Origin of the sequence: Streptomyces sp. NPDC088254 (genome assembly GCF_044740925.1) — a bacterium.
Taxonomy (GTDB): domain Bacteria; phylum Actinomycetota; class Actinomycetes; order Streptomycetales; family Streptomycetaceae; genus Streptomyces.
This window is the reverse complement of sequence record NZ_JBIURQ010000008.1, coordinates 178,692-195,938: the sequence shown is the minus strand read 5'-3', so window position 1 is coordinate 195,938 and position 17,247 is coordinate 178,692. Positions and strand designations below refer to the sequence as shown.

16 protein-coding genes are annotated in these 17,247 nt (G+C 71.1%); 10 read left to right on the top strand and 6 right to left on the bottom strand.

Translation table 11 applies throughout. From position 1 onward, the window contains the following. Nucleotides 1-4 precede the first annotated feature (4 nt). Genes argC through ACIOC0_RS23855 form a run of 5 tightly spaced genes read left to right on the top strand, consistent with a single transcriptional unit; the run spans nucleotide 5 to nucleotide 4,835 of the window. On the top strand, nucleotides 5-1,033 hold the full coding sequence (argC, locus tag ACIOC0_RS23875; RefSeq protein WP_402157374.1) for an N-acetyl-gamma-glutamyl-phosphate reductase: 1,029 nt from the start codon (nucleotides 5-7) through the stop codon (nucleotides 1,031-1,033). After that, on the top strand, nucleotides 1,030-2,181 hold the full coding sequence (gene argJ / locus ACIOC0_RS23870) for a bifunctional glutamate N-acetyltransferase/amino-acid acetyltransferase ArgJ (RefSeq protein WP_402157373.1): 1,152 nt from the start codon (nucleotides 1,030-1,032) through the stop codon (nucleotides 2,179-2,181). Before argC ends, argJ begins: the two co-directional genes overlap by 4 nt. Further along, nucleotides 2,178-3,089: an acetylglutamate kinase gene (argB, locus tag ACIOC0_RS23865; protein WP_130444364.1), complete on the top strand. Its 912-nt coding sequence runs from the start codon at nucleotides 2,178-2,180 to the stop codon at nucleotides 3,087-3,089. The genes argJ and argB overlap by 4 nt, the downstream gene beginning before the upstream one ends. Next, nucleotides 3,086-4,282 carry an acetylornithine transaminase gene (locus tag ACIOC0_RS23860; RefSeq protein WP_402157372.1) on the top strand — a complete coding sequence of 399 codons (1,197 nt, stop codon included), beginning with the start codon at nucleotides 3,086-3,088 and terminating at the stop codon, nucleotides 4,280-4,282. The genes argB and ACIOC0_RS23860 overlap by 4 nt, the downstream gene beginning before the upstream one ends. 7 nt (nucleotides 4,283-4,289) lie before the next feature. Then, the gene (locus ACIOC0_RS23855; protein ID WP_130444368.1) at nucleotides 4,290-4,835 is read left to right on the top strand and encodes an arginine repressor; all 546 of its coding nucleotides are present in this window, start codon (nucleotides 4,290-4,292) and stop codon (nucleotides 4,833-4,835) included. A 274-nt stretch (nucleotides 4,836-5,109) separates the two neighbouring features. Here ACIOC0_RS23855 and ACIOC0_RS23850 read toward each other — a convergent pair whose 3' ends face one another. The 5 genes from ACIOC0_RS23850 to ACIOC0_RS23830 form a co-directional block, all read right to left on the bottom strand. Beyond that, nucleotides 5,110-5,847 carry an FAD:protein FMN transferase gene (locus ACIOC0_RS23850; protein ID WP_402157665.1) on the bottom strand — a complete coding sequence of 246 codons (738 nt, stop codon included), beginning with the start codon at nucleotides 5,845-5,847 and terminating at the stop codon, nucleotides 5,110-5,112. Nucleotides 5,848-5,902: 55 nt separating this feature from the next. Next, nucleotides 5,903-7,054, bottom strand: a complete 1,152-nt coding sequence (locus tag ACIOC0_RS23845) for an FMN-binding protein (RefSeq protein ID WP_402157371.1) — start codon at nucleotides 7,052-7,054, stop codon at nucleotides 5,903-5,905. A gap of 61 nt (nucleotides 7,055-7,115) precedes the next feature. After that, a complete protein-coding gene (locus ACIOC0_RS23840) occupies nucleotides 7,116-8,498 on the bottom strand; it encodes a ferric reductase-like transmembrane domain-containing protein (RefSeq protein ID WP_402157369.1) in 1,383 nt (460 codons plus the stop codon). Nucleotides 8,499-8,556: 58 nt separating this feature from the next. Continuing rightward, the gene (locus ACIOC0_RS23835) at nucleotides 8,557-9,168 is read right to left on the bottom strand and encodes a pyridoxamine 5'-phosphate oxidase family protein (RefSeq protein ID WP_402157366.1); all 612 of its coding nucleotides are present in this window, start codon (nucleotides 9,166-9,168) and stop codon (nucleotides 8,557-8,559) included. A 104-nt stretch (nucleotides 9,169-9,272) separates the two neighbouring features. After that, on the bottom strand, nucleotides 9,273-10,154 hold the full coding sequence (locus tag ACIOC0_RS23830; RefSeq protein ID WP_402157365.1) for a hypothetical protein: 882 nt from the start codon (nucleotides 10,152-10,154) through the stop codon (nucleotides 9,273-9,275). 209 nt (nucleotides 10,155-10,363) lie between these two features. Between ACIOC0_RS23830 and ACIOC0_RS23825 the strand changes: the two genes are divergently transcribed. From ACIOC0_RS23825 to ACIOC0_RS23805, 5 genes are all read left to right on the top strand, one after another. Next, nucleotides 10,364-11,557, top strand: a complete 1,194-nt coding sequence (locus tag ACIOC0_RS23825; protein ID WP_351098262.1) for an argininosuccinate synthase — start codon at nucleotides 10,364-10,366, stop codon at nucleotides 11,555-11,557. A gap of 106 nt (nucleotides 11,558-11,663) precedes the next feature. Then, a complete protein-coding gene (gene argH, locus ACIOC0_RS23820; protein ID WP_402157363.1) occupies nucleotides 11,664-13,091 on the top strand; it encodes an argininosuccinate lyase in 1,428 nt (475 codons plus the stop codon). A gap of 91 nt (nucleotides 13,092-13,182) precedes the next feature. Continuing rightward, nucleotides 13,183-14,154: an aldo/keto reductase gene (locus ACIOC0_RS23815; protein ID WP_402157362.1), complete on the top strand. Its 972-nt coding sequence runs from the start codon at nucleotides 13,183-13,185 to the stop codon at nucleotides 14,152-14,154. A 99-nt stretch (nucleotides 14,155-14,253) separates the two neighbouring features. Continuing rightward, nucleotides 14,254-14,805, top strand: coding sequence for a TetR/AcrR family transcriptional regulator (locus ACIOC0_RS23810; RefSeq protein ID WP_402157359.1), 552 nt, complete (start codon nucleotides 14,254-14,256; stop codon nucleotides 14,803-14,805). Further along, nucleotides 14,802-16,325: an MFS transporter gene (locus tag ACIOC0_RS23805; RefSeq protein WP_402157358.1), complete on the top strand. Its 1,524-nt coding sequence runs from the start codon at nucleotides 14,802-14,804 to the stop codon at nucleotides 16,323-16,325. The genes ACIOC0_RS23810 and ACIOC0_RS23805 overlap by 4 nt, the downstream gene beginning before the upstream one ends. A 232-nt stretch (nucleotides 16,326-16,557) precedes the next feature. On the opposite strand, the gene ACIOC0_RS23800 is transcribed toward ACIOC0_RS23805, so the two are convergent. Then, on the bottom strand, nucleotides 16,558-17,229 hold the full coding sequence (locus ACIOC0_RS23800; protein WP_130444386.1) for a 1-acyl-sn-glycerol-3-phosphate acyltransferase: 672 nt from the start codon (nucleotides 17,227-17,229) through the stop codon (nucleotides 16,558-16,560). Between the last annotated feature and the right edge of the window lie 18 nt (nucleotides 17,230-17,247).

Here is a 17,247-nt window from a genome sequence, read left to right as displayed (position 1 = left end):
TTCCATGACGGTACGTGCGGCAGTGGCCGGAGCGAGCGGATACGCGGGCGGTGAGGTCCTGCGTCTGCTCCTCGCGCACCCCGAGGTCGAGATCGGAGCCCTGACCGGCAACTCCAACGCGGGACAGAAGCTGGGCACGCTCCAGCCGCACCTGCTCCCGCTGGCCGACCGGGTCCTGGCGGAGACCACCGCCGAGAACCTCGCCGGCCACGACGTCGTCTTCCTCGCCCTTCCGCACGGCCAGTCCGCCGCCGTCGCCGAACAGCTCGGCCCGGACGTCCTCGTCGTCGACATGGGCGCCGACTTCCGGCTGAAGGACGCGGCCGACTGGGAGAGGTTCTACGGCTCCCCGCACGCCGGGACCTGGCCCTACGGCCTGCCCGAACTGCCGGGGGGCCGCGCCGCGCTGGAGGGGTCCAAGCGCATCGCGGTCCCCGGCTGCTACCCCACCGCCGTCTCCCTCGCCCTCTTCCCGGCCTACGCCGCCGGGCTCGCCGAGGCCGAGGCCGTGATCGTCGCCGCCTCCGGCACCTCCGGCGCGGGCAAGACGCCCAAGCCCCACCTCCTGGGCAGCGAGGTCATGGGCTCCATGACGCCCTACGGCGTCGGCGGCGGCCACCGGCACACCCCCGAGATGATCCAGAACCTCAGCGCGGCGGCGGGGGAGCGGATCTCCGTCTCCTTCACCCCGACCCTCGCGCCGATGCCCCGCGGCATCCTCGCCACGTGCAGCGCGAAGGCCGTCGCCGGCGTCACCGGCGAGTCGCTCCGCGCCGCCTACGACAAGGCCTTCGCCGACGAACCCTTCGTACACCTGCTGCCCGAGGGGCAGTGGCCCGCGACGGCGTCCGTCCACGGTTCCAACGCCGTTCAGGTGCAGGTCGCGTACGACGAGGCCGCGGGACGCATCATCGTCGTCAGCGCCATCGACAACCTCACCAAGGGCACCGCGGGCGGTGCCGTCCAGAGCATGAACATCGCCCTCGGGTTCCCCGAGGACACGGGACTTTCCACGATCGGAGTCGCACCTTGAGCGTCACGGCAGCCAAGGGATTCACGGCGGCGGGCGTCGCCGCCGGGATCAAGGAGAACGGCAACCCGGACCTGGCCCTCGTGGTCAACACCGGGCCGCGCCGCGCCGCCGCGGGCGTCTTCACCTCCAGCCGCGTCAAGGCCGCGCCGGTGCTGTGGTCCGAGCAGGTCCTCAAGAGCGGCGAGTTGACCGCCGTCGTCCTCAACTCCGGCGGCGCCAACGCCTGTACGGGACCGAAGGGCTTCCAGGACACGCACGCGACCGCCGAGAAGACCGCGGACGTGCTCGGCGTCGGCGCCGGCGAGGTGGCGGTGTGCTCCACCGGCCTCATCGGCGTCCTGCTCCCGATGGACAAACTGCTGCCGGGAGTCGAGACCGCGGCCCGGGCGCTGAGCGAACACGGCGGTGAGAAGGCCGCCATCGCCATCAAGACCACCGACACCGTCCACAAGACGTCCGTCGTCAGCCGCGACGGCTGGACCGTCGGCGGCATGGCCAAGGGCGCGGGCATGCTCGCCCCCGGCCTCGCCACCATGCTCGTCGTCCTCACCACCGACGCCAACCTCGACAGCGCGACCCTGGACAAGGCGCTCCGCGCGGCCACGAAGGTCACCTTCGACCGCGTCGACTCCGACGGCTGCATGTCCACCAACGACACCGTGCTGCTGCTCGCCTCCGGCGCCGCCGAGGTCACCCCCGGCTACGAGGAGTTCGCCGAGGCCGTCCGCGCCGTCTGCGACGACCTCGGCCAGCAGCTCATCCGCGACGCCGAGGGCGCCAGCAAGGACATCAAGGTCGAGGTGGTCAACGCCGCGACCGAGGACGACGCCGTCGAGGTGGGCCGCTCCATCGCCCGCAACAACCTCCTCAAGTGCGCCATCCACGGCGAGGACCCCAACTGGGGCCGCGTCCTGTCCGCGATCGGCACGACGTCCGCCGCCTTCGAGCCCGACCGGCTCAACGTCGCCATCAACGGCGTCTGGGTGTGCCGGAACGGCGGCGTCGGCGAGGACCGCGGACACGTCGACATGCGCTACCGCGAGGTGCACATCGTCGCCGACCTCGCCGCCGGCACGGAGACCGCCACCATCTGGACCAACGACCTCACCGCCGACTACGTCCACGAGAACAGCGCCTATTCGTCATGAGCCATCCCACGCGGAAACACACCGCTCTCCCCAAGGCCCAGATCCTCATCGAGGCGCTGCCGTGGCTGGTCCGTCACAACGGCAAGACCGTCGTCATCAAGTTCGGCGGCAACGCCATGGTCGACGAGGAACTGAAGGCCGCCTTCGCCCAGGACGTCGTCTTCCTGCACCACGCCGGCCTCAGGCCCGTCGTCGTGCACGGCGGCGGACCCCAGATCAGCGCCGCCCTCGACCAGCACGGCATCGTCAGCGAGTTCAAGGCCGGCCTGCGCGTCACCACCGAGGACGCCATGGACGTCGTACGGATGGTGCTCGCCGGGCAGGTGCAGCGCGAGCTGGTCGGACTGCTCAACGAGCACGGGCCGCTCGCCGTCGGCCTCACGGGCGAGGACGCCCACACCATCACCGCCACCAAGCACCGGCCCGAGATCGACGGCGAGTTGGTCGACATCGGGCGGGTGGGCGAGATCACCTCGATCGACACGGGCGCGATCGAGGCCCTGCTCGCCGACGGCCGCATCCCGGTCGTCTCGTCGATCGCCCGCTCCGAGGACGACGGGCATGTCTACAACGTCAATGCTGATACGGCGGCTGCGGCACTCGCTGCGGCACTGGGGGCCGAGACCCTCATGGTTCTCACGGACGTCGAGGGCCTCTACGAGGACTGGCCGAACTCCGACGAGGTGATCAGCCGCCTCACCGCCTCCCAGCTGGAGAAGCTGCTGCCGGACCTGTCCGCCGGCATGGTCCCCAAGATGGAGGGCTGTCTGCACGCCGTACGCGGCGGCGTCACCACCGCCCGGGTCATCGACGGACGGGTCCAGCACTCGATCCTGCTGGAGATCTTCACGGACGAAGGCATCGGCACGATGGTCGTGCCCGACGGACAAGAGGGGGAGCCGGCATGAGCAACCAGGAACTGGCCGCGCGGTGGCAGGGCGCGCTCATGAACAACTACGGCACCCCGAGGATCCCGCTCGTCCGCGGCGAGGGCTCGCGGCTGTGGGACGCCGACGGCAAGGAGTACCTCGACTTCGTCGGCGGCATCGCAGTCAACGCCCTCGGCCACGCCCACCCGGCGGTCGTCGAGGCCGTCAGCAGGCAGATCGCGTTGCTCGGGCACGTCTCCAACCTCTTCATCGCCGAGCCGCCCGTCGCGCTCGCCGAGCGGCTCCTGCGGCTCTTCGGCCGTGACGGCAAGGTCTTCTTCTGCAACTCCGGGGCCGAGGCCAACGAGGGCGCCTTCAAGATCGGCCGGCTGACCGGGCGCACCCACATGGTCGCCACCGACGGCGGCTTCCACGGCCGCACCATGGGCGCCCTCGCGCTCACCGGCCAGCCGTCGAAGCAGGAGCCGTTCCTTCCGCTGCCCGCAGACGTCACCCACGTCCCGTACGGCGACGCGCAGGCGCTGGCGGCTGCCGTCACCGAGGAGACGGCCCTCGTCATCATCGAGCCGGTCCAGGGCGAGAACGGGGTCGTCGTCCCGCCCGCCGGCTATCTCAAGGCGGCCCGCGCGATCACCGCCGCCACCGGCTCCCTGCTCGTCCTGGACGAGGTGCAGACCGGCATCGGCCGTACCGGGAACTGGTTCGAGTACCAGGCCCACGAGGGCGTCCTGCCCGACGTCGTGACGCTGGCCAAGGGGCTCGGCGGCGGGCTGCCGCTCGGCGCGACCGTCGCCTTCGGGCGCGCCGCCGAATTGCTCCGGCCCGGCCAGCACGGCACCACCTTCGGCGGCAACCCCGTCGCCTGCGCCGCCGGGATCGCCGTCCTCGACACCATCGAGAACGACGGGCTCCTGGAGAACGTCAAGCGCCAGGGCGAACGGCTGCGGGACGGAATCGACGCACTCGGTCACCCGTTGATCGATTATGTCCGGGGTGCGGGCCTGCTCCTGGGTATCGTGCTCACCGAGCCACTCGCGCCCCAGGTGCAGCAGGCGGCTCAGGAGGCCGGAATCCTCGTGAACGCGCCCGCCCCCGACGTCGTCCGGCTGATGCCGCCGCTGAACCTCGGAGACGACCAGGTGGACGCCTTCCTCGGGGCACTTCCCGGCATCCTCCAGGCAGTGGGCGGGGACGGACGATCCGGGGAATGAGACGACGATGAGCCAGGCGCAGGACCATGAGCAGCCGGGGGCGAACGGGCCTGCCGTACCGCAGACCCGCACCGCCCGTCACCGCCGGATCGTGGACATTCTCAACCGGCAACCGGTGCGCTCCCAGAGCCAGTTGGCGAAGCTCCTCGCCGACGACGGGCTGAGCGTCACCCAGGCGACGCTCTCCCGGGACCTCGACGAGCTGAACGCGGTGAAGATCCGCAACACCGACGGCGACCTCATCTACGCGGTGCCCAGCGAGGGCGGTTTCCGCACGCCGCGGGCTCCGCTCGGGGGGTCGGCGAAGGAGGAGCGGATGCGGCGGCTCTCCCAGGAGTTGCTGATCTCCGCGGAGGCGTCCGCGAACCTCGTGGTCCTGCGCACCCCGCCCGGTGCGGCCCAGTTCCTGGCCTCGGCGATCGACCAGGCGGAACTGCACGACATCCTCGGCACGATCGCCGGCGACGACACGCTGCTCCTGATCAGCCGAGACCCGACGGGAGGGCAGGCCTTGGCCGACCACCTCCTGAGGCTGGCCCAGAACGGCCAGTGAACGGCGCGGCGCGGGGTGTTTCGCCGACTGCGGGTGTGTGGGGGCTGGTCGCGCAGTTCCCCGCGCCCCTGGGGTGGGGTCGGCCGGCGATGCCGGCACAGTCCGCCCCAGCTGCGGGTGGTCGTGCCGCCGGGGCGGCACGGGCGGGCGCAGCGGCACCCCGCAGCGTGGGGGAGTAGCACCCCGGCCTGAGCAACAACTCCGCCCGGTTGGGCACCCCGTCCCGGTGGGGCCACCCCGTCCCGGTGGGGCAACCCCGTCCCGGTGGGGCCACTCAGCCCAGCCGTGAGGCCAAGCCCCCCGTGCACCGGACCTCGTCGCCCGCGGTGATCAGCAGCGCCTCCACGTCCGGCAGTGACTCCAGCCACGCCAGCCCCTCCCGCGACCCCATCGCGAACGCCGCCGTCGCCCAGCAGTCCGCCCACGTCAGCCGCGGCGCGACCACCGTCACGGCGACGAGATCCGTCACCGCGGACCGCCCCGTACGCGGGTCGACGATGTGCGCCCCCCGCTCCGCCGTACCGGACGTGGCCACCGCCAGCTCGTCCGCTCCCGCCGCCGAGACCACCGCCGCCAGCCCGCCGGGCCGCAGCGGATCGGACACGCCCACCCGCCACGGCCGCTCCGGCCCGGGCATGCCCAGCAACTGGACGTCCCCGCCGCCGTTCACACTCACCCCGGAAACCCCGGCCCCGGCGATCAGCCGGGCCGCCCGCTCGGCGGCCCACCCCTTCACGATTCCGGTCGGGTCGAGCCGGCCCTCGTAGCGCATGCTGAACCAGCCGTCGCTCACCCGCTCCGCCTCGGCGCCCAGCTCCAGCACCTCGGCGACCTCGGGATCGCACTCCTCGACGCTCAGCTCCCCGCGCGTCATCCGGGAGACCTGGCTGTCCTCGCGATAGGTGCTGAACACCTCGTTCACCCGGTGCAGCCCGGCGACGGCCTCGTCCAGCGCCGCCTGCACCGCTGCGGGGTCCCCGCCGCGGACGTCGAAGGAGAAGACGGTCCCCATGACCTCCTCCGCGTGACGCACCACGGCGGGAGCCTGTCCCGACTCGGTCACCGGCTCAGCCGCCGGCCTGGTCGAGGGCGGACTGCAGGGACTTCTTGTAGCCGCCGCTGGTGTAGGTGGCGCCGGAGACGGCGTCGATGTCGCCGTCGCCGGACGCGACCGCCGCCTGGTTGAGCTTGGGCACCGCGTCGCCGTTGATCTGGTCGCTCATCCCGCCCTTGGGCTGCTGGACGGCCTCGGCCTTGGTGATCTTGCCGCCCGCGACGGTGACCCGGACCTGCACGGGACCGTACTGCGTCTGCACCACGGAGCCCGTGAAGGTGCCGGACGCCTGAGCGCTGCCGGCCCCCTGCGAACCCGAGCCCTGAGCGGAGCCCGGAGCGGACCCCGAACCCTGGGACGAACCCGAGCCTTGGGACCCCGACCCCTGCGACCCCGACCCCTGCTGGCTCGCGCTCGCATTCGCCTTGTCGATCGCCGACTGGAGGGACTTCTTGTAGCCGGTGCTCGTGTACGTCGCCCCGGACACCATGTCCACGTTGGGGCTCTGCGCGGCGACGACGGCCTGGCCCAGCTTCGGGACCGCGTCGGCGGTGATCTGGTCGCTCCGCCCGCCCTTGGGCGCCTGCACGGCCTCAGACTTGGTGATCTTGTTGTTCTGGACGGTGATGCGGACCTGCACCACCCCGTACTGCGTCTCCTCCGCGTCACCGGTGAAGGTGCCCGAGACCTGCGCCGCGCCGGCACCCGACCCCTGCGCGGGCCCCGCGCCGGCCTTCATCTTGTCGATGGCGGACTGCAGCGACTTCTTGTAGCCCTCACTGGTGAAGGTCGCCCCGGACACCGCGTCGATCTGCGCGCTCTGCGCGGCGACGACGGCCTGGTTGAGCTTGGGCATCGCGTTGCCGTTGATCTGGTCGCTCTGCCCGCCCTTGGGCTGCTGCACGGCCTCCGCGACGGTGATCTTCCCGCCCGCGACGGTCAGCCGGACCTGCACCGGCCCGTACTGCGTCTGCTGCACGTCACCGGTGAACGAGCCGGTGCCGGCGGCCTGCGCGCCGCCCTGGACCGACGACTGCGGGGGCACCGCGCTCGCCGCGGCGCCCGCCGGGTCGGAGTCCGGCTTCAGCGACAGCAGCAGAACGATCCCGGACACGGTGGCGGCGCTGGCGAGCACAATGCGCCGCATGGGGTGGCTTTTCTTCATCGCTCCTGATTCCCGATTCCCGATTCCCGTAGTTTCCCGTGGATCCGTGGATTGGCGTCGCTCACATCTCGAACGACTCGTGGTGGATGCGGCGGGCGGGGACCCCGGCGCCGCGCAGTGCCTCGTACACGCCCTGGGCGAAGCCGTTCGGCCCGCACATGAAGACGTCGTGCTCCTCGATGTCCGGCAGCTTGCGCTGCAGGGACTCGGCCGAGATGTCGGGGCGCTCCCCGTCCGGGCTGTTCACCGCGTACATCAGCCGCGCCCCGCGCTCGTCGGCGATCTTCGACAGCTCGTCCCACAGGGCCAGGTCCTGCGTGCTGTTGGCCCGGTAGAGCAGCGTGATGTCACCGGCGCCGCCGGGCAGCGTCTCGAACAGCGCCCGCATCGGCGTGATGCCGACGCCGCCGGCCACCAGCAGCACCTTGCCGCGGCTGCGGCGGGACGCCGTCATGGCGCCGTAGGGGCCTTCGGCCCACACCTTGGTGCCGGGCGTCAGCTCGCGCAGCGCCTCGCTGTGGTCACCGATCGCCTTGACCGTGATCCGCAGCAGGTCGGGGCGGGGCGGGGCCGACAGGGAGTACGGGTGGGAGCTGAAGCGCATCCCCGGCGCCATGAACCGCCAGCGGAAGAACTGACCGGCCTCCGCGCCCATCCGGTGCAGCTTGTTGCCGCCGATCAGCACCGACACGATGCCGGGCGTCTCCTCGATGACCGCCTCGACGTACATGCGGTGGCGCAGGTTCAGCCGGAGCGGGGTGAGGATCCGGTACCAGACGACGAGCGCGGTGACCGAGCCGTACAGCGCGTACCAGACGGTCTTCGCGGTCGGCTCGACGGCGAAGTCGTTGCCGGTGGTGATCTGGTGCCAGAACGTCAGGAACACGGCGGCGTAGGTCAGCAGATGGATGTAATACCAGGTGTCGTACGGCATCTTGCGGCGCACGGGGCCGATCGAGACGACCCCGATCACCAGCAGCAGGCCCGTGCCGATGGCGGCCTTGCCCATGTCGGGCAGCTGGTTCACCGAGTCGACCGTCTGCTGCACGATGTCGCCGAGCGACTTGCCCGCCTGGAGCGCGTACCCCCACATGATGAGGAAGACGTGCGCGAAGGTGAGGCAGAGCGTGTAGCGGCCGCTCATCGCGTGCCAGCGGGCGACCCGGTCCGAGCCGACCCGCCGCTCCAGAGCCGGCACGCGTGCCATCTGGAGCACGACGAGCGCCATGAGGTACCCCGCCAGCAGGCCGGTGATCCGGCCCGCCTGGAGGATCTTTCCGTTGGTGTCCGCGATGGACGGGGTGTTGTTCCACCACAGCCACAGCACACCCGCGGCGCCCGCCCATACGGCGATCAACAGCGGGACGGCCGGGGAGCGGCGCGGACGGATGCGGCGCATCGTCTGGCGGCGGGCGGCACGGCCGCCGGCGATCGTCGTGGTCACGGTTCCTCCGTGGGTACTGACCCTTGGCCCACAGATACGGACCGCGAGCACGCTGTGTTCATCCGCCCGTCCACGACGGTGGTGAAGGGGGCGACGGAGGCAACGGGAGGGGGAGCCCGGGGAGGTCGTCCAGGCTCGTGGCGATGTGCGGCTTCTTCTCGAAGTACGCGCTGAGCGAGGCGTCGTCCTCGCGGGCGAACCGTCTGCCGTGGAGGTCGCGGTCCTCTTCGTACGTCATGTACGGCACCGCGTATCCGCAGCTGTCGCGGACGACCTCGGCGTGCACGACGACGATCGCGCGCAGGCCGTGCCGGGTGGCGTCGATGTCCGGGAAACGGGCGAGGAGTTCGCCGAAGCGGGCGTCGTCGCGGAAGACCGGCTCGCCGCGGCCGTGCAGGCGCACGATGTTCGGCGGCCCCTGGAACGCGCACCACATCAGGGTGATCCGGCCGTTCTCCCGCAGATGCGCGACCGTCTCCGCGGTGGACCCCGCGAAGTCGAGGTAGGCCACGGTGCGTTCGTCGAGCACGGCGAACGAGCCCTTGAGGCCCTTGGGGGAGAGGTTGACCGTGCCGTCGGCGGACAGGGGGGCGGTCGCGGTGAAGAAGAGGGGCTGCTCCTCGATGAACGTACGCAGCCTGCCGTCTATGCGCTCATAGGTCTTTCCCATGACCCATGACTGTCCGGCAACGCCACGCGCGATGCCGGGAGCCCGCATGGCGGAAGCCGCCCCTGGCCGACGTCTCGGCGGGGGGCGGCTTCCGTCAGGTCAGGTCACTTGTTGAGCGTGCAGGCCGCGAGGGCTTCCAGGCCCTGGGGCTTGGCGGCGGTGCGGCCGATCGCGGTGGCGATGCGGTTGACCGTCGAGACGCGCTTGTCCTTGAGCGGACCGAGGATGGCGTTGTTGACGAAGTTGGGGCCGCCCTGGCCGACGGTGTCGACGAGGCGCTTGTTGGCCTCGGCGATCTGGGTGTTGAGCAGTGCCAGGTTGCGGTCGACCTCGGCCTTGGCGGTGGCGGGGATCGCGGGCAGCTGCGAGGCCACGTCCGGGCAGGAGATCGTGCCGGCGGCACCGGCGTTGCCCGCGTTGCCGTTGTTGCCGGCGTTCCCGTTGCCGTTGTTCCCCGCGTTGCCGTTCCCGTTGTTGCCGGCGTTGCCCATGTTGCCCTGGTTCCCGGCGTTGCCCGCCGCGCCGCCGGCGTTCACGCCGCCCCCGTTCAGCGCGCAGGGCGCGAGGGCTTCCAGGCCCTGGGGCTTGGCGGCGGTGCGGCCGATCGCGGTGGCGATGCGGTTGACCGTCGAGACGCGCTTGTCCTTGAGCGGACCGAGGATGGCGTTGTTGACGAAGTTGGGGCCGCCCTGGCCGACGGTGTCGACGAGGCGCTTGTTGGCCTCGGCGATCTGGGTGTTGAGCAGTGCCAGGTTGCGGTCGACCTCGGCCTTGGCGGTGGCGGGGATCGCGGGCAGCTGCGAGGCCACGTCCGGGCAGGAGATCGTGCCGACGGAAGCGAGCGTGCTGGCGTTCGCGGTGCCGTTCTTGGAGGACTCCCCGGCGAGGGCGGAGTTCACGACCACGGCGCCGGTCAGCGCCAGCGCGGCGGCGCCGCCGATGACCGCAACGCGACGCTTGTTGTACTTCGGAAGTGCCCTGGACATGCGGATGCCTCACTTGGGTTCACGAGGGTCAGGAGTGGTGGTGCAACGCGGCGCCGGCGTTCGGTCGGAAGTACGGGTAAGCGGTTGCTGATGTTCAAAGCGACTTCAAGAAATTCTCAGAATCCCGTCCGGCAGCGGACCGGATTGACGAATCATGCGGACTCCTGCATACTCATGCATGTCAGCGAATGCAGTGTGAGGAGAAACCCGTGACCGAGCGCGTCGTACTCGCCTACTCAGGCGGTCTGGACACCTCCGTCGCCATCGGCTGGATCGCCGAGGAGACGGGCGCCGAGGTCATCGCCGTTGCGGTCGACGTCGGCCAGGGCGGCGAGGACCTGGACGTCATCCGCAAGCGCGCCCTCGCCTGCGGCGCCGTCGAGGCCGAAGTCGCCGACGCCCGCGACGAGTTCGCCGACGAGTACTGCCTCCCGGCGATCAAGGCCAACGCCCTCTACATGGACCGCTACCCGCTGGTCTCCGCGCTCTCCCGGCCGACGATCGTCAAGCACCTCGTCGCCGCCGCGCACAAGCACGGCGCCACCACCGTCGCCCACGGCTGCACCGGCAAGGGCAACGACCAGGTCCGCTTCGAGGCCGGCATCGTCGCCCTCGCCCCCGACCTCAAGTGCATCGCCCCGGTCCGCGACTACGCCATGACCCGGGACAAGGCCATCGCCTTCTGCGAGGCGAAGAACCTCCCCATCGCGACCACCAAGAAGTCCCCGTACTCCATCGACCAGAACGTCTTCGGCCGCGCCGTCGAAACCGGTTTCCTCGAGGACATCTGGAACGCCCCGATCGAGGACATCTACGAGTACACGCAGAACCCGGCGACCCCGCGCGAGGCCGACGAGGTGGTCATCTCCTTCAAGGAGGGCGTCCCGGTCGCCATCGACGGCAAGCCCGTCACCGTCCTGCAGGCCATCCAGCAGCTCAACGAGCGCGCCGGCGCCCAGGGCATCGGTCGGATCGACATGGTCGAGGACCGCCTCGTCGGCATCAAGTCCCGTGAGGTGTACGAGGCTCCCGGCGCGATCGCCCTGATCACCGCGCACCAGGAGCTGGAGAACGTCACCGTCGAGCGTGAACTCGCCCGCTACAAGCGGCAGGTGGAGCAGCGCTGGGGCGAACTGGTCTACGACGGCCAGTGGTTCTCCCCGCTCAAGCGCGCCCTGGAAGGCTTCATCAACGAGGCCAACCAGCACGTCTCCGGCGACATCCGGATGACCCTGCACGGCGGCCGCGCGGTCGTCACCGGCCGGCGCTCCGAGTCGTCCCTGTACGACTTCAACCTCGCCACCTACGACACCGGCGACACCTTCGACCAGGCCGCGGCCAAGGGCTTCATCGACATCTACAGCCTGTCCTCGAAGATCGCCGCCAAGCGGGACCTCGCGTAACCCCTCCGCCTGCCTCGCACGCACTAGCCTGACGACCGCCTCCTCACTCACGTCGTGGGGAGGCGGCGGCACATCCGGAACCGGAACCTCCCAAGGAGCACAGCAAGTGAGCAGCAACAGCGGTGACGTACGGCTCTGGGGCGGTCGTTTCGCCGACGGTCCCGCCGAGGCCCTGGCCAAGCTGTCCGCGTCCGTCCACTTCGACTGGCGGCTCGCGCCCTACGACATCGCCGGCTCCCGCGCCCACGCGCGCGTGCTCCACAAGGCGGGCCTGCTCACCGACGACGAGCTGGCCGGCATGCTCGCCGGCCTGGACCGGCTGGAGGCGGACGTGGCGTCCGGCGACTTCGTCGGCACCATCGCCGACGAGGACGTCCACACCGCCCTCGAACGCGGCCTCCTGGAGCGCCTCGGCCCCGACCTCGGCGGCAAGCTGCGCGCCGGCCGCTCCCGCAACGACCAGGTCGCCACCCTCTTCCGCATGTACCTGCGCGACCACGCCCGCATCCTCGGCGGCTTGATCGCCGAGCTCCAGGACGCGTTGATCGGCCTCGCGGAAGCCCACCCGGACGTGGCGATGCCCGGCCGCACCCACCTCCAGCACGCCCAGCCGGTGCTCTTCGCCCACCATGTCCTCGCCCATGTGCAGTCCCTGTCCCGGGACGCCGAGCGGCTGCGCCAGTGGGACGCGCGCACGGCCGTCTCGCCGTACGGCTCCGGCGCGCTCGCCGGCTCCTCCCTGGGCCTCGACCCCGAGGCGGTCGCCCAGGACCTCGGCTTCGAGCACGGCAGCGCCGGCAACTCCATCGACGGCACGGCGTCCCGTGACTTCGTCGCCGAGTTCGCCTTCATCACCGCGATGATCGGGGTGAACCTCTCCCGGATCGCCGAGGAGATCATCATCTGGAACACGAAGGAGTTCTCCTTCGTGACCCTGCACGACGCGTTCTCCACGGGCTCGTCGATCATGCCGCAGAAGAAGAACCCGGACATCGCGGAGCTGGCGCGCGGCAAGAGCGGCCGTCTGATCGGCAACCTGACCGGTCTGCTGGCCACGCTCAAGGCGCTGCCCCTCGCCTACAACCGCGACCTCCAGGAGGACAAGGAGCCCGTCTTCGACTCCTGCGACCAGCTGGAGGTCCTGCTGCCCGCCTTCACCGGCATGATCGCCACCCTCACCGTGCACCGCGAGCGCATGGAGGAGCTGGCCCCGGCCGGCTTCTCGCTCGCCACCGACATCGCCGAGTGGCTGGTCAAGCAGGGCGTGCCGTTCCGTGTCGCGCACGAGGTCGCCGGCAGTTGCGTGAAGGTCGCCGAGGCCGAGGGCAAGGAACTGGACGAGCTGACGGACGCCCAGTTCGCCGAGATCTCCGCCCACCTCACCCCCGAGGTCCGCACGGTCCTCAACGTCCCCGGCGCCCTGGCCTCCCGCAACGGCCGGGGCGGCACGGCCCCGAGCGCGGTGGCAGTGCAGCTGGCAGAGGTCAAGGCGGACGTGGCCGCCCAGCACGCCTGGGCGACGGCGAAGAAGTAGCGCTCGAAGCCGCGCGGCGACCGAGCTGCGAAGCGGAGGTCGTCGCGGGTTACGTTGGTCACGAGCCGAAAGCCGACCCACGGAGCCCGCGATGCCCTTCGCCCGCCTGGCCGCAGCGACAACCCCCACCTGCCACATCGGCTTCGGCCTGGCCGCAGTCGGCCGCCCCGGCTACATCACCCTCGACCGAGACCAGGACCTCGGTGAGAACCGCAGCGTGGAAGCCCTCCGCGCCCGCACTCACGAACTCCTCGACGCGGCCTACGCCCAGGGCGTCCGCTACTTCGACGCGGCCCGCTCCTACGGCCGCAGCGAGGAGTTCCTCGCGGACTGGCTGAACCGGAACCCCGGGCTGGACGACGTGGTCGTGGGAAGCAAATGGGGCTACACCTACACCGCGAACTGGACCACCGACGCGGAGAAGCACGAGGTCAAGGACCACGGCCTCGCCACCTACGAGCGTCAGCGCGCCGAGACCGCCGAACTGCTCGGCGACCGGCTCGACCTGTACCAGATCCACTCGGTGACCCCGGACAGCCCGGCCCTCGCCGACAAGGAACTCCACGCACGGCTCGCCGAGGCCGCCGCTCAGGGCGTGACCATCGGCTTCTCCACCAGTGGCCCCGCCCAGGCGGACGCGATCCGTGCCGCCCTCGCCGTGACCGTCGACGGCGAGCCCCTCTTCCGTGCCGTCCAGTCGACGTACAACGCCCTGGAGACCTCGGCCGGCCCGGCGCTCGCCGAGGCGCACGCCGCCGGGCTCACGGTGATCGTCAAGGAGGGGATGGCGAACGGCCGCCTCGCCGAGCCGCACGCACCGGACGCGCTCAGGGCGGTGGCGGAGGAGACCTCCCTCGGCTGCGACGCGGTCGCCCTCGCACTGGTCCTGCGGCAGCCCTGGGCCGGCGTCGTCCTCTCCGGCGCCGCGACCACCGCCCAGCTCGCCTCCAACCTGCACGCCGCCGCCGTCGACCTCGACGAGGCCCAGCTCACCCGCCTCGCCGCCCTCGCGGAGGAGCCCCACACCTACTGGGAACACCGCGGCCGGCTGCCCTGGCACTGAGCGACCGCGCGGTACATCCAACCTTCGAGCACACCCTCCGCTTGATACCTGCGAGCCCCGAATGAGACATCAACGTCTCACTTGGGGTATGGTTGTCTCATGGCTGTCGACCGTGACCACGTGCTGCGCAGTGCCGCCGCGCTGCTGACCCGCAAGTCCACCGCGACCATGGACGAGGTCGCCAGGGCCGCCGGGATCAGCCGGGCCACCCTGCACCGGCACTTCGCCGGGCGGGACGCGCTCGTACGGGCGCTGGAGGCGCTGGGCATCGCCGAGTGCGAGGCCGCCCTCGACGCGGCTCGCCTCGACGACGGGCCGGCTCGCGACGCCGTACGGCGACTCGTGCGCGAGCTGGAACCGGTCGCCGGACTGCTCGCCTTCCTCTACAGCGAGAACCAGCTCTACGAGGGCGAGGAGCAGAACGAGGGGTGGGCCAGGATCGACGCCCGCATCTCGGCGCTCTTCCGGCGCGGACAGCACGACGGCGAATTCCGCATCGACCTCACCCCGGCATGGCTCACCGAGGCCCTGTTCGGGCTGCTCGCCTCCGGGGCCTGGGTCGTGCTCTGCGGCAAGGTCGCCCCCAAGGACTTCCACCACATGATCGTCGAGCTGCTGCTCGGCGGCGCGCTACGGAGAGAGGAACCATGACCAGCACCCTGCAGCCGGTGATCGCGCCCGAGGCGGTGAAGCGCCCGGGCCGTTGGCTCGCGCTGTCCGTCCTCGTGCTCGCCGTGCTGCTGGTGGCCGTCGACGCGACCGTCCTCGGTCTCGCGACCCCCTACATCAGCGAGGACCTCGCGCCCTCGGGCACCCAGCTCCTGTGGATCGGCGACGTCTACTCCTTCGTCATCGCCGGCCTGCTGGTCTCCATGGGCAGCCTCGGCGACCGCGTCGGCCGCAAGCGGATCCTGCTCGGCGGCGCGACCGCCTTCGGCGCGATATCCGTCCTGAACGCCTACGCCACGACGCCCGAGGCGATGATCGCGGCCCGTGCCCTGCTCGGCGTCGCCGGCGCGACCCTCATGCCGGCCACGCTCGCCCTGATCCGCAACATCTTCCACGACCCGCGCGAGCGCAGCCTCGCCATCGGCATCTGGGGCGCGACGGCCTCCGCGGGCACCGCGGTCGGTCCGATCACCGGCGGCTTCCTGCTCGAACACTTCTGGTGGGGCTCGGTCTTCCTGATCAACCTGCCCGTCATGGCGGTCCTCGTCCTGGTCGGCGTCAGGACCCTGCCGGAGTCCCGCAACCCGAACCCGGGCCCCTGGGACCTGCCCAGTGTGGCGCTGTCCCTCGTCGGCATGATCGGCATCGTCTACGCCGTCAAGGAGGCCGCCTCCCACGGCCCGGCCTGGCCCACGCTCGCCGTCGGCCTGCTGGGCGCGGCCGCGCTGTACGGCTTCGTACGCCGCCAACTCACCCTGCCGGCCCCGCTGCTGGACATGCGCCTGTTCGGCAGCCGGGGCTTCAGCGGCGCGGTCCTGGCCGACCTGCTGACCGTCCTGGGCATGTCCGGCCTGGTCTTCTTCCTCTCCCAGTTTCTGCAACTCGTCCAGGGCAGGCCTCCGTTGCAGGCGGGGCTTGCCGAACTGCCGGCCGCCGTCGGCGCGGTGGCGGCCGGCCTGCTCGCGGGGCGCGCGGCCCGCCGCTTCTCCGTCCGGACGGTGGTCTCCGGCGGCCTCGCGGCGATCGGCCTCGCCCTGGCGGCCCTGACCGTCGTCGACCGGTCCACCGGCTACCCCCTTCTGGGAGCGGCCCTCCTCGTGGTCGGCGTCGGCGCCGGCCTCTCCTTCACCGTCACCTCCGACGTGATCCTCTCCTCCGTCCCCAAGGAACAGGCGGGAGCGGCGTCGGCCGTCTCGGAGACGGCGTACGAACTGGGCGCGGCCCTGGGCATCGCGGTTCTCGGCTCGATCGTGACCGGCGTCTACCGAGACTTCCCCGCCCCGCCGGGCACACCCGAGGGCGCCCACGAATCCCTGGGCGGCGCGACGCAAGCAGCAAGCACAATGCCGACGGCACAGGCGGAAACAATGCTGAACTCAGCGAGGGACGCGTTCGTCAGCGGCCTGAGCGTCGCCTCAGGCGTGGGCGCGGCGGTCCTTCTGGCTACAGCGGCGACGGCATGGCTACTGCTGAAGGGACAACGCCTCGGAAACACCGGGTGAGCGCCGCAACCAAAGGGGCGAGTCGTCGCCGACTTGGAATCGCCGGGTCGGCGACGCAGCCAAAGGGGCGCGGGGCTGTTTCGATGTGCGGCTCCGCCGCGGGGGGCGCGACCTGCCACCACGCACCCTCACATACGACCGCTCACCAGCCGTCAACGATGTGCGGCTGCGCCGCAGGGGGCGCGACCACTCACCGCACCCCCGCAAGGCACCCTGCACAACCGCCGGAGGCCTACGCCGCTTTGGCCTTGGTCGCGTACATGTCCACATACTCCTGCCCCGACAGCCGCATCACCTCGGCCATCACGGAGTCCGTCACCGCCCGCAGCACATAGCGGTCCCGGTCCATCCCCTCGTAGCGGGAGAACTCCAGCGCCTCGCCGAAGCGGACGGTGACCCGGCTGGGGCGGGGCATCCCCGAGCCGCCCGGCTGGATCTTGTCGGTGCCGATCATCGCGAACGGCACCACCGGCGCGCCGGTCATCAGGGTGAGCCGGGCGATGCCCGTACGCCCCCGGTACAGCCGGCCGTCGGGCGAGCGCGTGCCCTCGGGGTAGATGCCGAAGACCCGGCCCTCCTCCAGGATCCGCCGCCCGGTCATCAGCGCCGCGACCCCGCCCTTGCCGCCGTCGCGGTCCACGGGGATCATGCCGACGCCGGTGAAGAACCAGGCCATCAGCCGGCCCTTGAAGCCCTTGCCGGTGACGTACTCGTCCTTGCCGATGAAGAAGACCTGCCGGTCGCACACCAGCGGGAGGATCATCGAGTCGATGAAGGTGAGGTGATTCCCGGCCAGGATCACCGGGCCCTCCCCCGGGATGTGCTCCACGCCCTCCACCCGGGGGCGGAACATCAGGCGCATGATCGGTCCGAGCACTGCCTTGATGAGCGCGAAGCGGGACAACGAACCCTCCGATGTCAA